Below are 18333 nucleotides of genomic sequence, written 5' to 3' on the forward strand. Positions count from 1 at the left end.
GCAATTTCTCAATTTGTTGAACATGTCCATCATGGCGCTCATTTCCTATCTCAATTCTACCGATCTAATCATCGCCGTTGTTTGGAAGGTATAATTTCATATTATCACATCAATTCATCCCGAATCGTTTGGTGATGAAGATCCGTCGCTGTATTGCGATCTTATGCTCGTACCCAATATTCATAGTTTGAAAAATCGTGAAAGAATCTTTTTTGTAAAGGTGAAGAAGAGATTAGAATCGGTCAGTCTTATTTATGAGTCCCTTTGCAACATCGAAAGTAAGTGATGTGACGCTGATTATTCTACTGTAGTGATTCTAAGCACAGAGCGAATTATATAGACTGCATAACAACAGAGTTATTATGGGTACACAATTCGAATGTGGGATAGCATCGTTACATTGTCGGAAGATAGGAAGCAAGTGATGGCATGTCTGCCGTCTGGGTTTGTGGTCAACGCAAGCTTTGACAATAAGACATTACCAACAACCTTAGAAGCTTTGAACGCATCAAACTATTTTATTTTCGAAGAAGAGATACTGCGTTTTGTCACTCTTGCTAAAGAAGGTAAGGGAGAAGCTTATCAAGGAATATTGATTGCTGAAGTTCGTAATTCCAGTGTTACGGTTGAACTGTCTGATGATGAGATGCTCGCAAGTCTTGTTGTAACTGGGGCATATAATGGGCAGGCATTACGTGGCAGCGATATCATTCATTGCTTGGCTCAGGCTCACATAACGAAAGGAATTAATAAGCTAGCACTTAGAAAAGTCTTAATGATGAGTAGCAAGCTAAAGCCGGGTGAAAAATTTACTCAGCCCGTTGCCAAAGGTTCTCCAGCTGTGAAGGGTAAAGATGCTAAGTTTTCAGCATTGGTTGAAGACATTACTCATCAAGTATTAAAGCCTCGCAGTAAAGACGCCGGTAAGATCGATATGCGAGATCTCGGCGAAACCATTACCGTTGGTCAGAATGACCCGCTAATGAAACGTACTCCTGCCACCAAAGGTATTGCGGGCTTTACCGTCCAAGGTCGAATTATCCCACCCCTTCCGGGCCAAGACAGTTTGATTAAGCCGGGAAAAGGCACCCACATTTCCCCTGACGACCCTAATTTATTACTTTCTTCATCCTCTGGTCTGCCCATTATTAAAGAGCGAAGTATCGAAGTGGATGACGCCTTATGTGTTAGCAATGTCGACGTATCTACTGGGCACGTTAAATTCAAAGGTAATGTGTTTGTCTCTGGGAATATAGAACCTGGAATGATAGTGAAGGCGACCGGAAGCATTACTGTTGGTGGCTTTATTGAATCTGCAGAAGTTCAGGCTCAGGGGGATATAAAAGTCGCGAAAGGAATTATTGGTCATACGACCAAAGAGGATGAGCCAAAAAGTTGTAAGGTACTTAGCAAAGGCTCTATCACAGCAAGCTACGCACAGAATACGGAACTGCAAACCGGCAATGACATTCTACTCAATCTACATAGCATGAGTAACGACATTCGTTGTGGCAACAACCTCATTGTGATGGATACCTTTAAGAAGCATGGCACACTTAGTGGCGGTGAAGCTAAAGTCGGCGGTAAAGTGGAATGTGTTTTCTTAGGCGTTGAAGGGGATACAGCAACTAAGGTTCATGGTTTTGCTCGCTTCGAGGGATATCAAAAAAAGATAGCTCAATTGAAGGAGATTTATAAGCACGCTCAAGAACAAACCATGGATGTCATCCGTCAAGAACTCGAATTTAAGAAGCGACCAAAAGCGGAAAGAAGCGAAGAGCAAGCGTTGGAGATTGAGCAGCGACGAGAAAAAAACAATCAAGCGATAGAGAAGACTAAATCGCAGTTGGATACACTCGAAGCTGAATTTGAGACAAACCTTGCCGAGTGCACAGTAGAGGCGCACGAGAAAGTGTACACCCGTGTATCTGTTTTGTTTGGTGATGAGATGGTGACGACTAAGCGAACGCACGGCGGCAGTGTTTTCTCGTTCAATCAATATGAAATTCAATGTTCTTTCAAAATGGAGAAAGAAGATATCTCATTGTAATTGAGCGACTCTGAAATTGCCCAATACTGAATAGAGCGGTTCGAGCAGTTTTCTGCTCATTAGACCAAATAAGAAAGGGGGAGCTGATGCTCCCCCTTTGCTTTTGCTGATATTGACTTAGTTCGATTCTTTAAGTCACATGAGCGCTTTAACTTGCCGCTTTTACCTTTCCTTGCTTCAAGTCTGACAGAACTTGTGATTTTGGTCCGTCGGCAATAATGCTGCCTTTCTCCATCACAATCACTCTATCCACGATATCCAACATCGACGTTTTGTGGGTGATAAGAATCAAAGTCTCACTAGGTAACAGCTGGCTCAGCTGATGCTTAATGTGCATCTCTGAACGGTTATCCATAGCACTGGTAGGTTCGTCCATCAACAATACAGGAGGGCGCCCTAGGAAGGCTCTAGCTATGGCTATCGACTGACGTTGACCTCCTGAGAGTAAACCACCACCTTCACCGACTTGGCGTTCTAAGCCTGCGGGATCTTGCTGAGTAAAAGCGGTAACACCTGCACGGTTGGCTGCATCCATGACATCACGATCGTCAACCAACGGGCGTCCCAAGGTAATGTTGTCTCTTACCGTGCCATAGAATAGATTACTGTCCTGCGGCACACAGCCTATATTGCGTCGTACGTCGACATGGTGAAGTTGTTCCATATCGGTATCATCAATGCGAACATGACCTTCTGTGGGCTTGTACAGGCCCATAATCAGGCGTTCAAGTGTGCTTTTACCTGAACCAATTCGCCCAATAATCGCGACCTTTTCACCTGGACTAATATTAAGAGTCAGGTCTCTTATAGAAGCGATTGGCGAATCAGGGTAATGGAATGTTACTTTATCAAGCGCGATATGCCCTTGAATAATAGGGCGGTGGATGTATCGCTTACCTTCCTCTTGCTCACTGGGCATCGACATGACTTGTTCAATCAAGGTCATTGATGACTTCGCTTGGTTATAACGCGTAGAAAGCAATGATAATTGGACAAGAGGACCAATTGCTCTACCACTCAACATAGTAGCGGCAATCAAGCCACCCATTGTAAGAGTGCCTTCTGCCATTAGGTACACACCAAAAATGATCATCCCCACATTGGTACTTTGTTGAACAAAGCCTGCTGTATTTTGGATGCTATCGGTAATACGACGACTTTTGATGTTCCAGTTTGCCATGTGCGCAACAGCTTCTTCCCAGCGGAATTGGAACTGGCTTTGAGCGCTGAATAGCTTAACGGTTTCTAGCCCCGCTAAACTCTCAATTAAGTTTGCGTACTTCTGAGAAGCAAGGCGAGAGCCTTCTTCAATGGTACGACGCAGCGGGCCTTGTATTAACAACGCATAGATGATCAGTATCACCACGCCAACGACAGGAACAAACACAAGGTTGCCAGCCATTAACCAAATTAACGCCAGGAACATAAGAGCGAATGGCAAATCGATTAATGAGCCTATTGTTGCCGAAGTAAAGAACTCACGGATTGACTCGAATTCTTGCAGGTTTTTAGCAAAAGCACCGACAGAAGCAGGCTTCGCTTCCATACGAATCCCGAGCACCTTACTGAACAACTTAGATGAAATCAGGATATCGGATTTCTTACCCGCAACGTCAATAAAGTAGCTTCGCATTAACTTTAAAAGCAAGTCAAAGAGGAAGACGACAAAAATACCACTCGCGAGTACCCATAGCGTCTCAAACGCAAGGTTTGGCACCACTTTGTCGTACACCAAACGAGTAAACATTGGAGCTGCAATAGCGAAAAGGTTGATTAGAATTGATGCGATCAGCACATCTCGATAGATTTTTTTAGATTGCCAAATTGTGCTCCAAAACCAGTGACCTTCGCGCGTTTTTAAAATTTCTGGTGAGCGTTCATCATAACGGAATTGTTTCTTTACTAAGAAGTAACGGCCGATGAATTGCTCTTTCAACTCTTCGATTGGGATGACGATTGGCATCATCCCACTTTCCGTTGTGATGATTTCGGCTTCTTGCTTCTCAATATCGATACTATTAAGAACGCAAGCCTCACCTTGCTTGAGTAACAATACGGCTGGCAGAATTAAGTGAGGGATGTTTTCTAGATCGGAACGGTTTTCTTTGGCCACTAACCCCGCACGCTCTGCAGAGCGAGGGAATAGGAAAGGGGTTAGCTTTCCATCAGAGAGTGGTAGCCCATTGATCAACGCTTCGGGCGAGTTGGCTAACCCGTAATACCGACTAACGTAGATCAGTGAGTTTAATAGTGGATCTTGCATGCGATATAACCTTACAACTATTTATCAACAATGAAGCCTTGGAACACTTCTACGTAGTTATCAGACAAAATATCTAACTGAGTCTGAGTTTCAATTCGTGACGCAATAGTCGTCACACCAAGGTTATGAGCCGTTCTTGAGATAGACGTTAACGTAAATTTCTGTTTTTCGTCATCAAGGTTATGAGTAAATAGGTAATCCAGCTTCACATAGCTAGGGCGGTACTCGTTGATGTAATCGAGCGATTGGAAGTTGCGTCCATAGTTATCGACACCAAACACCGCATCAGCGTTGCGAATGGTGTTACACAATAGTGCCGTGTAGTGAGGAACATTGACGAAACAGTTTTCGGGAATTTCAAAATGCAACAGATGAGCGATTGACGCATTTTTCTCAAGAGACTTTCCGATCCAACGGATGAAGCTTGGCTGAGAAATACTGCTTGGCGAGATATTGATAGCAACGGGGCTAGTAAGCTCTTTTGCATTCAGCTTATCAATCACCTTCTCGATAACGTATTGATCGAGGATATGGCTCATTTCAAGCTGTTCTAATGCGTATAAGTATTGGTTGGCACCGTAACGAACCCCCTCTTTCTCAATCGCAGAGAACACTTCTTGGTGATAGGTTTTGCCAAAACTATTATTTGCAGCTTGGAAGCGGAAAGTTACTAGGTCATTGATGATTGCTTCTTCGACCAACATACGCCATTGCTGTTTACCCATTACAGCGCCATGGTCGTCAGCAGTTACGTAACCGTAAGCGAGCTCACGGTTCGCTTTCGCGCTAGACAGTGCGTTATCGACCAAAGACATGATTTCAGTACTGGTTTTACGTTTCTTGCTGTACGTCACACCGAGAGCTATGTGTGGATTCGCCATACCTGTTGGATCTGAACCTAGATTTTGAATGCAGTTTACGATGCTGCTCGCGACGAGTTTCAGTTCACTTTCATCAATGTTCGGCATAATGAAGCCAAACTCATCACTAGAAATACGAGCGATAGTAATATCTGGAGATGAAATAGATGCCTGTAGCTGTTCAGCTAATTGGTGAACTAAGGCATCGCCTTCTTGATAGCCTTTGTCATCATATTCTTCACTAATAAATTCGGCTTTTAGCACCGCCAGACCACCTAAACTAGACTCTTCTAACCACTGAGTTAGTTGAGACATGTAGTAAGCACGGTTACCTAACTGAGATACAGGATCGATATACGCGCGTTCACGAAGTCGTTGCGCTTCTTGTGCTTGGCTCTTAAATGCAAGTTCAACTTGAGTCGACATGTGGTTAATACCGTCGACGACTAAGATGAGGTCTTTTGTTTTAGGGCGAACCAGAGGCTCACCGAACTGATTTTTGGCGATTTGATCCATTTTTTTTATGATTAATGACAGCGGACGTAGTGCTCGTTGGAGTATCCATGAAATCGAGATCAAACCCAGTAAGAAAATCGCTCCAAAGAAGGTCACTAGCCGTGTAAATGCCTCCCAAAGCTGAGTATAGGCTGGGCCTGGATGGCTCACTATCTCAACTTCAGCAAGTTGCATCCAACCACTGGTAATCACGCGGCGATCATGAATCGGTTTAAACAAATTCAGGTTGGTAAACCATTGTGGGACACCACTTGGTTTCACAGGGTATGAACGAAGAATATCATCTCCTGTGTCTAAAAAAATCAATCGTACGACAGAGTAAGAACTACCATCAAACAGTGCGTTGATAACAGACTCTACAGCCACTTGATCCTTTTCTTCGAGGTAAGGGGCGAGCGCCAGTCCAACAGTATTAATGGTATTATTTACTTCAGAGCGTTGCTGCTCTTCTAAGTAGTCACGGGTGGTATTGAATTCGATCATAAAAACTGAGGTCATCAGTAATATGAAAACCGCAACCATTCCGACCACAAGCTGTTTATATAAAGTCATTGTACCTACTCATCGTAATTGATAATGGGTTTGTTTAATTTTAGAGAGCGCTCACGCGAACGTAAGTCGTTCCATAAGCTCAATCTTGAAGATTTTCCTGATAACTTACCGCTGCCTGCCGCCGACTTGATCAACCATAGGTTTTTACCATTGAAGCTGTATATCGGTCGTAGATCTCTGCGCTTGGAGCCGCGTTTTATTTCAGGGTTTAAGTTGTCTAAAATTAGTGGTTCTGCACTGGGTGTAGAGTAGTAAGCCAACACCATATGGAATTGGTTTAACTCAAGTGCTTTTACATACACTAATCGTAATTTCTTATCTGGGACGCCGAGTTCAAGTAAAGAGAAGTATTTTGCGATAGTGAAATCTTCACAGTCACCCGCGTTACTGCCCAAAAATTCCAGCGGTGTCGCCCAGTAGTCATTCTTTCCCCAAAGTATACTGTCATCGACAAAGTACATTTGGTTGAAGAACCGATTTACCGAATCGAGTTTCTCTTTTTCACTTAACCCTGCGTACGACGTCATATTTGAGCGCCATGTCGACACTCGCTTCCCTGCTCTTTCTCCGTAGGTTACAGAGACTGCGTCGATCCACCTTTGGTCACTCTTGTTCAGTGCCCCGGAAGTAAAAGAGGTAAGGAACAGTAGCAATAACGAAAACCGAGACTTCATTGCTGCTGCTCTTGTTTTTTCACTGCACGTAGGAAGACGTTATCAAGCATTAACCGTCCTTACTCTTTTAGTGCATTGTTTTGAGCACTCAAAATTGGCTTCAACATATATTCAAGCACGGTTCTTTTGCCGGTGATGATATCGACAGAAGCGGTCATACCAGGAATGATAGGCAGCTCTTCATTAGCCCCAAAGCTGTACTTCTCGGTACGAACACGCACGATGTAAAAACTATTGCCTTCTTCATCTTGAGTGGTGTCAGCACTGATGTGTTCTAACACACCCACTAAACCACCATATTTAGTAAAGTCATAGGCACTGAATTTAACCACAGCGCTCAATTCTGGACGGAGGAATGCGATATCTTGTGGAGCAATTTTCGCCTCAACTAATAGGGAATCTTCAGTTGGTACAATCTCAACAATGTCCATACCCGGCTGGATAACACCGCCTACGGTATTAATACCAAGCGTTTTGACGGTTCCTGTTACTGGAGAAACTACTACAGTTCGATTAACTCTGTCTTCAAGGCCAACCGCTGATTCCGTCATTGCAGAGAGCTTATCTTGTGCTTGGTTTAGCTTCTCTTGTTGTTCTGATCGGAAGTTCAATGCAGCATCGATACGACTGAGCATCGCTTCTTTGATTGCTGAACGTAGAAGAGGGATTTTGAGTTCGCTAGAGGTCATTTCTCGGCGAGTGTCGTTAACTTGTCTTTGCAGCTTGAGCAGTTCAATTTTTGGCACCACCCCTTCATCAGCAAGAGGCTTGGTAATATCCAGCTCTTGGCGGGCAAACTTGTAACTCTGTCTTAAATTCTGAACACGCGCTTTTATTTCAACTAGGTCTTGTTGTTTCTGTCCAACCTGTTGATCAAAAACGGAAAGTTGGTTCTTCAGGTTATTCAGATCTTGACGATATTCTGCTTTTTGGCGATTAACCAATTTGGGGTGAAGGTCGTAGAATAGTGGTGGGAAGGCGAGTTTACCATAATCGAGTAAGACACTTTTTTTCCACTCTTTTACTGAGAATTCTTCATTGATAACCACACTGGTCAGTGAGGCGGACAGCATGAGTACATTAGCCGTTAAGTTCGCAACTTGTTGCTCACGTTCACGAAAGTCAGAGCGGAATCGAGTGTCATCTATTAATAGTAATTGTTGCCCTTTTTGAACTCGTTGCCCTTCTTTGACTAAAATTTCTTTAACCAAACCACCTTCAAGGTTTTGCACCACCTGAATCTGAGAGGAAGGGATCACCTTGCCTTGGCCAACAGTCACTTTGTCGATTTCAGCCCAAGCAGACCAACCAATAGCAGCGACAAAAAACAGAACGATAACCCACAACATAATACGCGCACTGGTGGGCGTATTGAGGAGCAGTGCCGCTGTTTTGTCATCGACATACTCAAGTTCGGTCTCGTTCAATTTGCTGAAATTTTTCTGACTCATAACAGTCCTTGTTCGCTAAATAAAAGTGCAAGCTTTGTGAGTGTATTCTTACTTTTGATAAATGTTAAGGCTTTGCTCCTTTAAATCTTTGAATTTATGAATTTTTTAACTCTTATTGTTTTTTGAAATCTGTTTTATCAAGTTGGTGTTTTCTCAGCTTGTCATAAAGCGTTTTTCGCGATACTTGCAGCTCTTGCTGTACCTCTTTTAAGCGCCCTTGATGACGATGTAGTGCCTCTATCAAGATGATTTGCTCAAAGCTATCGGTTCGTTGGCTTAATGACAGTTGTTGCTCTTCAGTCTTTAGAACGATGTGGCTCTTATCGCTTTGATCTTGATTATGATTAGGCTCTGATTCAAGCGATGTCAGCTTGGGTTTAGTCAACACTCTGAGCTCTGCATGTTGGCGAAGCTGTCGAATATTTTCACTCCAGTGAGTGGCGATCAATCGTTGAACCTCTTTTTCTGTAATCACCGGAGGGGGTAACTGATATCGACTTGCCGCACCACGAGCAAAATGTTTAAACAAAGAACCAATATCTTCTGTTCGTTGCGCTAGCGGTAGCAAATCAAATCGACGGAACTCACTTACCATTGTAGTAGGAAGTATTGTGGTTGCTAAAATGATACAAGTTGCACTGGTCTTGCATGAGTTTTCACGAAGTAGAGTGGGTTTTAGGTTCGCTAGCCACTGCCATTGGTCTTGAGTTAATGCTTCTGTTTCATGGATATAAAGTGTCCCACCCTGATGTTTCAAGAACAGTTGCAAAACAAACTGATGGAATGTCGCTTCGTCACTGCGTGGCAAATTAAACGCAGCAACAGGGCAAAGCTCTGCGGCTTGATGGCTGTGAAGATCGTGCGTGTACTGCGCCGTGACCCTTTTACCCGTTCCTAAATCGCCGACGAACAGTAGAAGTGGGTTAGTTTTGGTATCTAGAGAGATCAGTTCTCGGCGTAATGTCTGCATTGATGGCGATTGACCAATCAACTTTGGACCCACCTGATTCTGTACCGCCAACTCTTTACGTAATAGATTATTCTCTTCAACCAGTGCCAGCTTATCCGATGCTTTTTTTACTGCGGTCAGCAGGGCATCGACCACAAACGGTTTTTCCAAAAAATCATAAGCGCCAGCTTTCATTGCGGATACGGCTGTTTGCACGTCCCCATGGCCTGTCAGTACGATGATCTGAAAATGAGGGTTTTGATTCAGCAGCTTTTGTGTCAATTGAATACCATCCATCACTGGCATGTGAATATCGGTAATGACAATCCCAGCTTGCGTCACATCTATTCTCTTTAGTGCCTCAATGGCATTGGGGAAGCAGGTAATATCGATGCCTTCAATGAGCATGGCTTGTTCTACGGAGTCTCGAATGGCGGGTTCATCATCGACAAAATAGAGTTTAGGCAGAGGGTGCAAAAGTCGAATCCTTAACAGTATGTGAGGTTAGCTATGTGTGAAATTAGCAGTATGTAAAATTCATTTTCTAATCAACGATAACAACGGCACGTTAGCCCTTATCGTTATATAACGGGATGTTTAGCGAGAATACCATGCCTGAAGGCTCTAATCGGTTGGCGCTGATCGTGCCGTGATAAGCTTCAATAATCCGTTTCGATATTGAAAGCCCTAGCCCTAAGCCTTCCGGTTTAGTGGTAAAAAACGGGTTGAACAGCTGTTCTAGCTTATCGTCCGGCATGCCAATTCCGTTGTCCCAAATGATCAGCTGACAAGAGTTATGATGCAGTTGCCATTCGATGCCTATCTGTGGGCTGGCCGGTTGATCAACGTTTTCCAGGTTTTGTTGTTCCTGCAAGATTTTCTGTTCAAGAACTTGTTGTTGAAGCGCTTGGGTCGCGTTGTGAATTAGATTCACCAGTACTTGCTCGAGTTCGGTTGGATGAATTGCAATATTAATGTGATTTGGCACCGTGCTTAGTCTTAGTGTAATGCCTTGCTTGATCATCAGCGCACTGAGAATACTGGTGGCGTTGTTGACCGCTTGGTGCAGGTTCGCGACATGATGTTCTTGTTTAGTGACCTTGCGAGTAAAGACTTTGAGTCGCGCTATGATGTCGGTAATGGTGTTGTTGAGGCCAATCATTTTCTCAAGATTGCTCTTCACTAAATCTGTCCGTTCCATTTCTAGCAGCTTTAAGCTGTTCTCGCTATAAGTTCGAAGTGCTGCAAGCGGTTGGTTGATTTCGTGGTTAATGCTGGCTGACAGCTCTCCGAGTACCGCTAATTTTGCTGTTTGGGTCAGCTCTTGTTCTGTCTGCTTCAGCTTTAACTGTGATGCTTGGTATTGAAAAATGGTTTGCTGAAGTTGTTGATTGGATTTCTTCAAATAGTGAGTACGTTTATCAACGGTTTGTTCTAGGTTTTGGTTGAGCCGGGTTAGCGCCACTTTCGCGACGTAAGTCTGTCGCCACGACCACGCGATGAGCATCACCAAGCTGTAAATCACCACGAAGATGACATCGATCTGCAGCACTTTAATAAGCTCTGCTTTGGCCTTTTTTAATGCGACAACTTGGTACTGATTGTTACTGAAGGTGGCGGGGTAAAGATTGAACGGCCCAAGTTTAAACAATCGGTTTGCCGTAAGTTCTTTTTGTACTCGATTTGGTTGAATGTTGTTGGGCTGATTAGCGTCGTTAACTTGTGGTTGATAGTTGGAAGAGCGAAAAGCTTCTATGATCGAAATTTCGCTTTGACCGTATTGGCGTTGCAGGGCGATATCGGTTTGTTGCTTCTGGCTTAACGGCAACAACGAGTGATAAAGCCACTGAGTTTGGCTGGAGAGAAAAACCACTTGGTTAGAGTCGAGTACCACAATCTCAAAATCATCGCTGGTTAGGATGTTTTCAAGGTTCTCTAGACTCACTTTAACGGTGATAACCCCAACAATGTCATTTTCTATATACAGGGGCGAAGACAAAAAGTAACCGCGTACGTTGGAGCGAGCCCCCAGTGCGACATAGTGTGTGCTGTTACCTTCAATCGCGGACGCAAAATAAGGACGAAACGAGAAGTTCTCACCCACGAAAGTACCGAGCTTCTGGTAATTACTGGAAGCGACCACAGTACCGCTCGGGTCATGAATATAGATGGTGTCAGCTTGGCTTTGATTAGACCATTCAAATAGCAATTGATTGAGCTGCGCAGCGGAAATCTTGTCTGTTTGTGGTGATGAGTCAAAATAAGAGAGCAGACGTGGGTCATGGCTGAGCAAATCAGGGATCTGTTTGAATTTATCCAGTTCAGAGTCGATTTGTAGGTTCGCTTTATTGGCTGCTTCGTTGAGCTTTTGAGTGACCACTTTTTCTTGAAATTGTACTGCCAAAAAATGAGTTGCGCTCAGCCCAATAGCCCCCAATAACAATGAGAATAAAACGAAGGGAGTCATTATGTTAAGCAGTATCTTAGTCACTAGGATCTCAGCATGTCATCGGTTTGTATAAAGATTATCAATATGATGGATAGAGTACCGAGATCTTGTTAACACAGAGCACCTTCTGTGAGACAAAACCATGGCTTAGACTTGTGTTTCAAAGGATTACAGCGCAGAATCAAAAAAAATTGAAAGGAGCAACCAAATGGAACTGACCGATATTCGTCGCGAATACGCTAAGGGTGGATTGAGACGTAAAGACTTAGCCGCAGACCCGATTGAGCAATTCAATCTATGGCTAGAGCAAGCTATTGAAGCTAAGTTGACGGACCCTACTGCCATGACAGTTGCTACGGTTGATGAAAATGGTCAGCCATTCCAGCGAATTGTTCTGCTAAAGAATGTTGATAAAGACGGCTTCGTTTTTTACACCAATTTAGGTAGCCGTAAAGCGCATCAGCTAGAGCACAATAGCAAAATCAGTTTGCATTTCCCTTGGCACCCTCTTGAGCGACAAGTTCATATTACAGGCACGGCTGAAAAACTGACAGCAATGGAAAATATGAAGTACTTCTCGTCACGACCAAAAGAGAGCCAATTGGCCGCAATTGCAAGTAAGCAGAGTAGCCGTATCTCAGCTCGTGGCATTTTAGAAGGTAAGTATCTAGAGCTTAAACAGAAGTTCGCGAAAGGAGAGATTCCGGTGCCTTCTTTCTGGGGTGGCTTCCGAGTTCGCGTGGATAGCATTGAGTTTTGGCAGGGTGGAGAGCACCGCTTGCATGATCGCTTCTTGTTCTCACGCCAAGATAGCCGTTGGGATATCGACCGCCTAGCGCCTTAATTTTGCTTAACTGCTTAACTGCTTAACTGCTTAACTGCTTAACTGCTTAACTGATCCAAAAATACCGTTGATTAGACGTATCAACGGTATTTTTTTGTCTGCATCTCATCAAACCAATATCTAATCACTGTGCAGAACAACGGAGATCTGCTTTTTAAGCAGGGTTTCTGGGATCATAGAGCCTAGCCCCGAGTCCAACGCATACTCAATCAACTGGCTTTTACTGCGCGCATCAAATTTCTGTTTCAACCTGGCGACATGCCCTTCGACCGTTTTGATTGAAATGTTCAACGTAGACGCGATGTACTGTGGTTTCTTGCCGAATAGCAGCAAGAACAGCACTTCTGATTCTCGCGAAGTCAGTCGCTTTTTGAGCTTTGATATGCGTGGCTTTGATCCTGCAATGGACACTTGATTGTCTTTTTTGCAAGTCGCCTGACACACCCAATGGCCTACCTCTAAGATGGCTGTGTCGGTGAGTTCTTGACCATAAAAAATGGTGCCTTGAACTTCGCCATTCCCATCAAGCCAAGGGGTTTTAGTAAAAATATGGGCGTGCCAGCGTCCGTCTGGATAAGGGTGAATATCGAGGATTTTAAGAGTACTGCGTGTATCCATTACATGCCTGTCTTGAGCCCTGAAATCCTGCGCACATTCGGTTGTTTGACTAGGCATATCGAAATCGGTTAAGCCCGTACAAGTTTCGTTGGGTTTTAAGCCAATCAATTGGTTGTAAGCAAGGTTGGCATACACGAAGACAGAGTCAGTATCTTTGCAACCCCAGCAACCTGGAAGTTGTTCAAATAAAGAACGATGTATGGAGTTGAGGGGATCCGGCAAGGCTTTATCTCGTAAGAGGAAGTATTGCAATGATATCAGTTTCTTATAGCGCTGCAATGACAATTAGAAGTCGAGTTATGCATCAAAAATGGAGTGTGATCAATAGTTGAACGGTGTGCTGTTTAAGTGCGCTTTTATTGATCGGTGGCTGAACAAAAAGGATGAGAAAGAAGCTAAAAAAAGCCAGCCTGAAGAAGGGCTGGCCAAAGACAAGATATACCTTGTCGACACGTAGAAGATTTCCAGTTTAATTTACGAGGGTCATGTAAATTAAGCTGAGGTATCAGTTAGATACCCAGAGTGACTTACTACTCTATCGACGAATTTACTCCTAGGCGAGATCGAATATAAGGAGGGAATTCCCCTATAAACACTGACTCAACCTGATACTAGGAGAATCTAAGGTAAATATTTGAGGGCTTTGAGTAATACCAAGAGCTTATAGCTCTCGTAATACTCGGAATCCTAAGTAGTTAGCGGCAGTAGAAGGTGAAACGTACAGTTCAGCAAACACTTTTGCCTCTTCAGGAGAGAAGCTCCACGCGCCCCCCTTAGCGATGCCTTTTTGGGTTGCAGTCCATTCCCAAACGTTACCTACCATGTCGTAAAAACCCGTTGGCGTTGGCAAGAATGATTTAACAGGAGAAGTACTGACGTTTGACCACTGTGTACCAGACCAACCAGTATTCGCTCTACCTGAACGGAATTTGTTGCCCCACCAGAAGCTGGTATCTTGACCTGCTCTTGCCGCCGCTTCCCACTCTTGTTGTGTTGGTAGACGGTAAGTAAAGCCTGTTTTTTTAGATAACCAACGTGTGTACGCTTTCGCATCGCTTTGGCTGACGCATACAACGGGAGAGTTATCGACTTGCTTGAAACCAGGAGCTTTCCAGTCATTGTCTGACACAGTCGTGATTTCTGCATTCACGAAGGTATCACAAGTGTTCATCAGCTCTGCGTCTGTCTGATACCCCGTATTTTTCACAAATGCTTTAAAATCTTGAACACGAGTTGGGGTTGCCGCTAATGCAAATGGGTGTTTGATCGTGACTTGCTCAGCGTTATTTTCACCGAGTAGGTAAGTCCCAGATCCAACCACAATCATTTCTGGACTTTGAGCACCATTGCCCATTGGGTCAGCAAACTTAGTCCCCACATTCAGTGAGTTCTGCTTCGCTTGTAATACTGCTCTTAGATTGTGATCTCGGGCTATTTTCAGCTCTTGGTGGAAAGAAAGATAACCTTCTTTCTCAATCGTAACCATGTGCTGCCCTGTAGGTAACATCACTTCAACCGGAGTGCTGCCATAGTTCACACCATTGATAGAAACCTTGTCATTATATTGATTTGAACGAACCACCAAGTTAACCCATGCAACTTCTTTCTGCTGATCATCGGCTTGCAGATCGCTCTGATCGAAACAGTTTGAGGATTGAATGCCAAGTAGGCGGCAAGGGGTGTTCTTATCTGGACGAGTTTCTAAATTCGCGGTAATCACGGCTCGGTAACGGTTATCTTCGGAGAAGCCAGATGATTTCACGCTGTGTTGTAGAACGTGAATATTCAAAGATGCAGACGCTAGGTGTTCTTTTACAATTTTTGATTCTGTCGCGTTGGATACAAGGCTATTTTGAAATTGTTTTACTGCTTTTTGAAGTGTCAAAGCCACCGTTTGGTCTGAACATTGAGCTAACGTCATGTCGCTGCTACAGCGGTTGGTAAAGCTAACGGTATGTTCTTGTGTTTGAGTGACCTCGCTTCTTAATCTCTCAGCCCTTGCTCTTAGTTTGTCTTGATTCAAATGGGCGATAGACATTTCTACAGCCGATTTTTCGGCTTTGATGGCCTCTAGTTCCATCACTAAGCTTTGAAGCTTTTGCTCTGAATCCGAAATCGTAAGCTTGTGCTCTTTTACCGATTTCCAGGCATCTTGAAAGCGATTTTGAGCTGGTGAGATATCGAAATCTGGCTCATCAATCATGCGAGTGTAATCTTGCTCTAGGCTAGTTTTCGCCGTTGCGAGTTTTTGCTCTGATTGAGCTAATAACTTGGCTTGACGTGCCATTTGCTCTGCTTGGTTGTCGACTTGATTTTGTTTGTCCGCCATCTTCTTCTCGATAGCCGTTAAACTGGCATGTTCTTCGAAAAGAGAGCTTTCAATGTCGATGACTGATGACGTGATTGCTGGAGATGTCGCTTCAGCGAAAACAGCAGGCGTCATTAAGCATGGAGCAAGTGCAAATAATAGAGTAGGAAAACCTTGGCGCATGTTGGGCTACTTCAGTCGTAATTTAGGTTAATTGAATATTCTAACGAAAACGCCATTTCGTTTGAAGCTACTTTCTATAACTACAAACAAGATGGCGAGTATTCATTCAGCTTTGTGAAATAGGCACGGCTATTTATATCAGGCTTAGCTTTATATATTTAGATTTCATTTTCTTTACTAGGAAGGAGTTTCACCCAAATAGTATCGCTGCCGTTAATAGTCACTGTGCGGTTGTATGACTCGTAACCTTCTTTTGAAATGGTTACTTGGTGACGACCGCTCGGTAGCGAAACCTCTAGGGGTGTGCTGCCGTATTTAATGCCGTTGATAGTGACTGAGTCATTGTACTGATCAGAACGTACCATCACGTTTGCCCACTGCTTGTCGCTCTTCTTTGTAACCTTAACGTCGCTGTCCGTTAAACAGTAGCGAGTTGAAACGTTCAATAAGTTACATGCTGCAATCGCTTCCGGTTTTGCTTGAAGTTGAGCTTGCATCTGCACAAAGTAAGAGTTGTTTCCAGAGAAACCGCTCTTGATTGCTTGGCTGTCTTGAACATGAATGTTCAATTGAACACCTTGTAAGTTTTGCTTCGCTAGCGTGCTTTCTGTGAGCTGTTCAAGTAATTTGCTCTTGAAGTTTTGTACTGCTTTCTGCTTCGTCAGGTGTTTACCTTGAGCAATACACTCACCCAGTGTCATTGTTGATGAACATGTGGTGGTGTAGCTCGTTTCAAGAACGGCACTTTCACGAAGTTCTGTTGCAATACGTTTAACGCGAGCTTCAACTTTTGATTCTTTCAAGTTAGCCAGCTCATTATTCAAACGAGCTTGCTTTTGCTTAATTTGAGAAAGGTAAATTTCGTTCTCATTCATCGCTTGCTGATTATCTAGCTGAGACGATTGATTCTCTTTAACCGCAGCCCAAGCATCTTGGTATCCTTTCTGAAAAGAAACCAGATCCGTTTCTGGATCGTCAAGTAAGCGACTGTATTGTTTGTCGAGTACAGATTTAGCTCGGTTACGTTTTGCCTTTAACTCTTCACCTTCACGTAACAACTTACTGTTCTGGTTTTGAAGTTGTTTTAAGGTCTCAGTTGCCGATACTTTGGTCGCTGAAATACGCTCAATATCTGAGTTTTTCTCTGTTAGCTTTGCATCGATAGCTGAAACGGGATCGACTTGATTCAGTTCTTCAGCTGATAACGATGCAGATACCCAAAGTGGGGATAGCGCAAGTAAAAGCGCTGAAATTCGAAAGTTAGTCATAGGTCCCTGCAACTTGTATATTTAAAATTGGCTCGTTAATAAAGTGTCTACTTCCTAGTTGTCAGTCACTAGTTATTAGCAATTAACACAGTACCCGTCTTTATACCGTTTTATTGCCCTCCAATCTACTCAAAAGCTAAGTTTCGGTACTTCGGATACACTTTTTACATATTTACACCGAAATAATTGAGCTATATAAGAAAATATTGTCGTTATGGTGTAGTCATTTGGTTTCCATTTGTGACTTGCTTTGACTTTTGGTGTTCAGATTTATTTGCTCTTGGAACAAGCAAGAGTGGCCTAAAGATTGGAAGGTTGACTTTACAAAGCCCGTAGTTTGGGCTCACTTGATCATACTTCCGGAGGCATGATCACGTGGTTATCAATAATGATCTTTCTTTGAAGAAGAGAAAACAACTCTCATGATCATTTACAAATTCATCTTCTGCAGATTTCAGAGTATTATTCTTATCATGTCGACCTAAGTACTTTGCTGTCATGCCAAAACCTTTACCCTTTCCAAACCTAGACTTGTCTCCGCTAGGGCTTACAGGCCCCCGACCAGCGGAAATCATAACTTTGCCTTCGCATATGGACTGTCACGATCATCATTATTCGCAGGTGGTGATTGGTTTAAAAGGTCAGGCTGAATTTGAAGTGAGCGGTAAAGGTAATCTTGTCGGCCCAGGTCAAGGTTGTGTGGTAACGGCGAGCTCTGATCATGCTTTCGGTGGTGTGGTTGGCCAGTCGGACATCCTAGTACTCAATATGCCAGTGCCAACGGATGATGACCCTCTGATGCTAGAGAAGATCAATCAGTTAGAATCATCGAACGTCTACTTCCAATTAGACGCGCAAATTCAAAAGCTTATCCATATGTTGGTGCAAGAAATGCAGGCCAGCCCTAATGATCTTCTACTAAGCCGAGCCTGTAATGATACGGTGATCGCGCTGATGCAAAGACACATCTCGGCATTTGAAACCTCAATCAAAGATTCACGCTTTGATCTTGAAGCGTTGGATCGCTACATAGAACAGCATTTAGCAAATAAGATCTCCGTCGCGCAGCTTGCAGGCAGTGTGTTTCTGGGTGAAAGCCAGTTCCACATGCTATTCAAAGATCAAATGGGCATTACCCCGCATCAGTACGTGTTAGGCAAGCGTATCGACCGATCTCGTCGTTTAATCGAACAAGGTAACCTCAGCCTTGGTCAGGTCGCTGAACTGGCTGGTTTCTCCGGTCAATCTTCCTTTACTCACACCTTTTCACGCCTTCAAGGCATGTCACCATCTCAATACAAAAAGAAAATTTCTGTTAAATAGTGAAACAAAACGGCATGTTATTTTA

General features: G+C 43.6%; 12 protein-coding genes. 3 read left to right on the forward strand and 9 right to left on the reverse strand.

The annotated features are described in order from the left end of the window. The first annotated feature begins 379 nt into the window (after nt 1–379). A complete protein-coding gene (locus tag AB6C75_RS01330; protein WP_065679142.1) occupies nt 380–2050 on the forward strand; it encodes a FapA family protein in 1671 nt (556 codons plus the stop codon). 148 nt (nt 2051–2198) lie between these two features. On the opposite strand, the gene AB6C75_RS01335 is transcribed toward AB6C75_RS01330, so the two are convergent. The 6 genes from AB6C75_RS01335 to AB6C75_RS01360 all read right to left on the reverse strand — a co-directional run bounded on the left by AB6C75_RS01335 (nt 2199) and on the right by AB6C75_RS01360 (nt 11782). Further along, a complete protein-coding gene (locus tag AB6C75_RS01335) occupies nt 2199–4313 on the reverse strand; it encodes a type I secretion system permease/ATPase (RefSeq protein WP_009846012.1) in 2115 nt (704 codons plus the stop codon). A gap of 17 nt (nt 4314–4330) precedes the next feature. Then, nucleotides 4331–6241 carry a LapD/MoxY N-terminal periplasmic domain-containing protein gene (locus AB6C75_RS01340; protein ID WP_372106513.1) on the reverse strand — a complete coding sequence of 637 codons (1911 nt, stop codon included), beginning with the start codon at nt 6239–6241 and terminating at the stop codon, nt 4331–4333. Nucleotides 6242–6246: 5 nt separating this feature from the next. Next, complete coding sequence (locus tag AB6C75_RS01345) at nt 6247–6915, reverse strand: transglutaminase-like cysteine peptidase (protein WP_012600028.1); 669 nt, start codon at nt 6913–6915, stop codon at nt 6247–6249. Nucleotides 6916–6974: 59 nt separating this feature from the next. Continuing rightward, complete coding sequence (locus AB6C75_RS01350; protein WP_017097204.1) at nt 6975–8366, reverse strand: HlyD family type I secretion periplasmic adaptor subunit; 1392 nt, start codon at nt 8364–8366, stop codon at nt 6975–6977. Nucleotides 8367–8478: 112 nt separating this feature from the next. Then, nucleotides 8479–9783, reverse strand: a complete 1305-nt coding sequence (locus AB6C75_RS01355; RefSeq protein ID WP_372106577.1) for a sigma-54-dependent transcriptional regulator — start codon at nt 9781–9783, stop codon at nt 8479–8481. A 100-nt stretch (nt 9784–9883) separates the two neighbouring features. After that, nucleotides 9884–11782 (reverse strand): ATP-binding protein, encoded by a 1899-nt coding sequence (locus tag AB6C75_RS01360; RefSeq protein ID WP_372099068.1) that lies wholly within the window; start codon nt 11780–11782, stop codon nt 9884–9886. Between the two features lie 190 nt (nt 11783–11972). On the opposite strand from AB6C75_RS01360, the gene pdxH reads away from it, so the two are divergent. Next, nucleotides 11973–12608 (forward strand): pyridoxamine 5'-phosphate oxidase, encoded by a 636-nt coding sequence (gene pdxH / locus AB6C75_RS01365; protein ID WP_009846006.1) that lies wholly within the window; start codon nt 11973–11975, stop codon nt 12606–12608. Between the two features lie 120 nt (nt 12609–12728). Here pdxH and AB6C75_RS01370 read toward each other — a convergent pair whose 3' ends face one another. From AB6C75_RS01370 to AB6C75_RS01380, 3 genes are all read right to left on the reverse strand, one after another. Next, nucleotides 12729–13511 carry a PAS domain-containing protein gene (locus AB6C75_RS01370; protein WP_372106517.1) on the reverse strand — a complete coding sequence of 261 codons (783 nt, stop codon included), beginning with the start codon at nt 13509–13511 and terminating at the stop codon, nt 12729–12731. A 376-nt stretch (nt 13512–13887) separates the two neighbouring features. Then, complete coding sequence (locus tag AB6C75_RS01375; protein ID WP_372106519.1) at nt 13888–15717, reverse strand: SUMF1/EgtB/PvdO family nonheme iron enzyme; 1830 nt, start codon at nt 15715–15717, stop codon at nt 13888–13890. 158 nt (nt 15718–15875) lie between these two features. Further along, complete coding sequence (locus AB6C75_RS01380) at nt 15876–16985, reverse strand: PEGA domain-containing protein (protein WP_009846003.1); 1110 nt, start codon at nt 16983–16985, stop codon at nt 15876–15878. 498 nt (nt 16986–17483) lie between these two features. On the opposite strand from AB6C75_RS01380, the gene AB6C75_RS01385 reads away from it, so the two are divergent. After that, on the forward strand, nt 17484–18308 hold the full coding sequence (locus AB6C75_RS01385) for an AraC family transcriptional regulator (RefSeq protein WP_012600035.1): 825 nt from the start codon (nt 17484–17486) through the stop codon (nt 18306–18308). Nucleotides 18309–18333 lie beyond the last annotated feature (25 nt).

This window comes from Vibrio sp. 10N.237.312.B06, assembly GCF_041464685.1.
GTDB classification, from domain to species: Bacteria; Pseudomonadota; Gammaproteobacteria; order Enterobacterales; family Vibrionaceae; genus Vibrio; species Vibrio tasmaniensis_A.

Excerpts from the sequence above, each read along its gene's own strand:
- AB6C75_RS01340 (WP_372106513.1), bottom strand. The coding sequence starts at position 6,241 with ATGACTTTATATAAACAGCTTGTGGTCGGAATGGTTGCGGTTTTCATA.
- AB6C75_RS01380 (WP_009846003.1), bottom strand. The coding sequence starts at position 16,985 with ATGACTAACTTTCGAATTTCAGCGCTTTTACTTGCGCTATCCCCACTT.
- AB6C75_RS01330 (WP_065679142.1), top strand. The coding sequence starts at position 380 with ATGTGGGATAGCATCGTTACATTGTCGGAAGATAGGAAGCAAGTGATG.
- AB6C75_RS01375 (WP_372106519.1), bottom strand. The coding sequence starts at position 15,717 with ATGCGCCAAGGTTTTCCTACTCTATTATTTGCACTTGCTCCATGCTTA.
- AB6C75_RS01335 (WP_009846012.1), bottom strand. The coding sequence starts at position 4,313 with ATGCAAGATCCACTATTAAACTCACTGATCTACGTTAGTCGGTATTAC.
- AB6C75_RS01345 (WP_012600028.1), bottom strand. The coding sequence starts at position 6,915 with ATGAAGTCTCGGTTTTCGTTATTGCTACTGTTCCTTACCTCTTTTACT.
- AB6C75_RS01350 (WP_017097204.1), bottom strand. The coding sequence starts at position 8,366 with ATGAGTCAGAAAAATTTCAGCAAATTGAACGAGACCGAACTTGAGTAT.
- AB6C75_RS01360 (WP_372099068.1), bottom strand. The coding sequence starts at position 11,782 with ATGACTCCCTTCGTTTTATTCTCATTGTTATTGGGGGCTATTGGGCTG.
- pdxH (WP_009846006.1), top strand. The coding sequence starts at position 11,973 with ATGGAACTGACCGATATTCGTCGCGAATACGCTAAGGGTGGATTGAGA.
- AB6C75_RS01385 (WP_012600035.1), top strand. The coding sequence starts at position 17,484 with ATGCCAAAACCTTTACCCTTTCCAAACCTAGACTTGTCTCCGCTAGGG.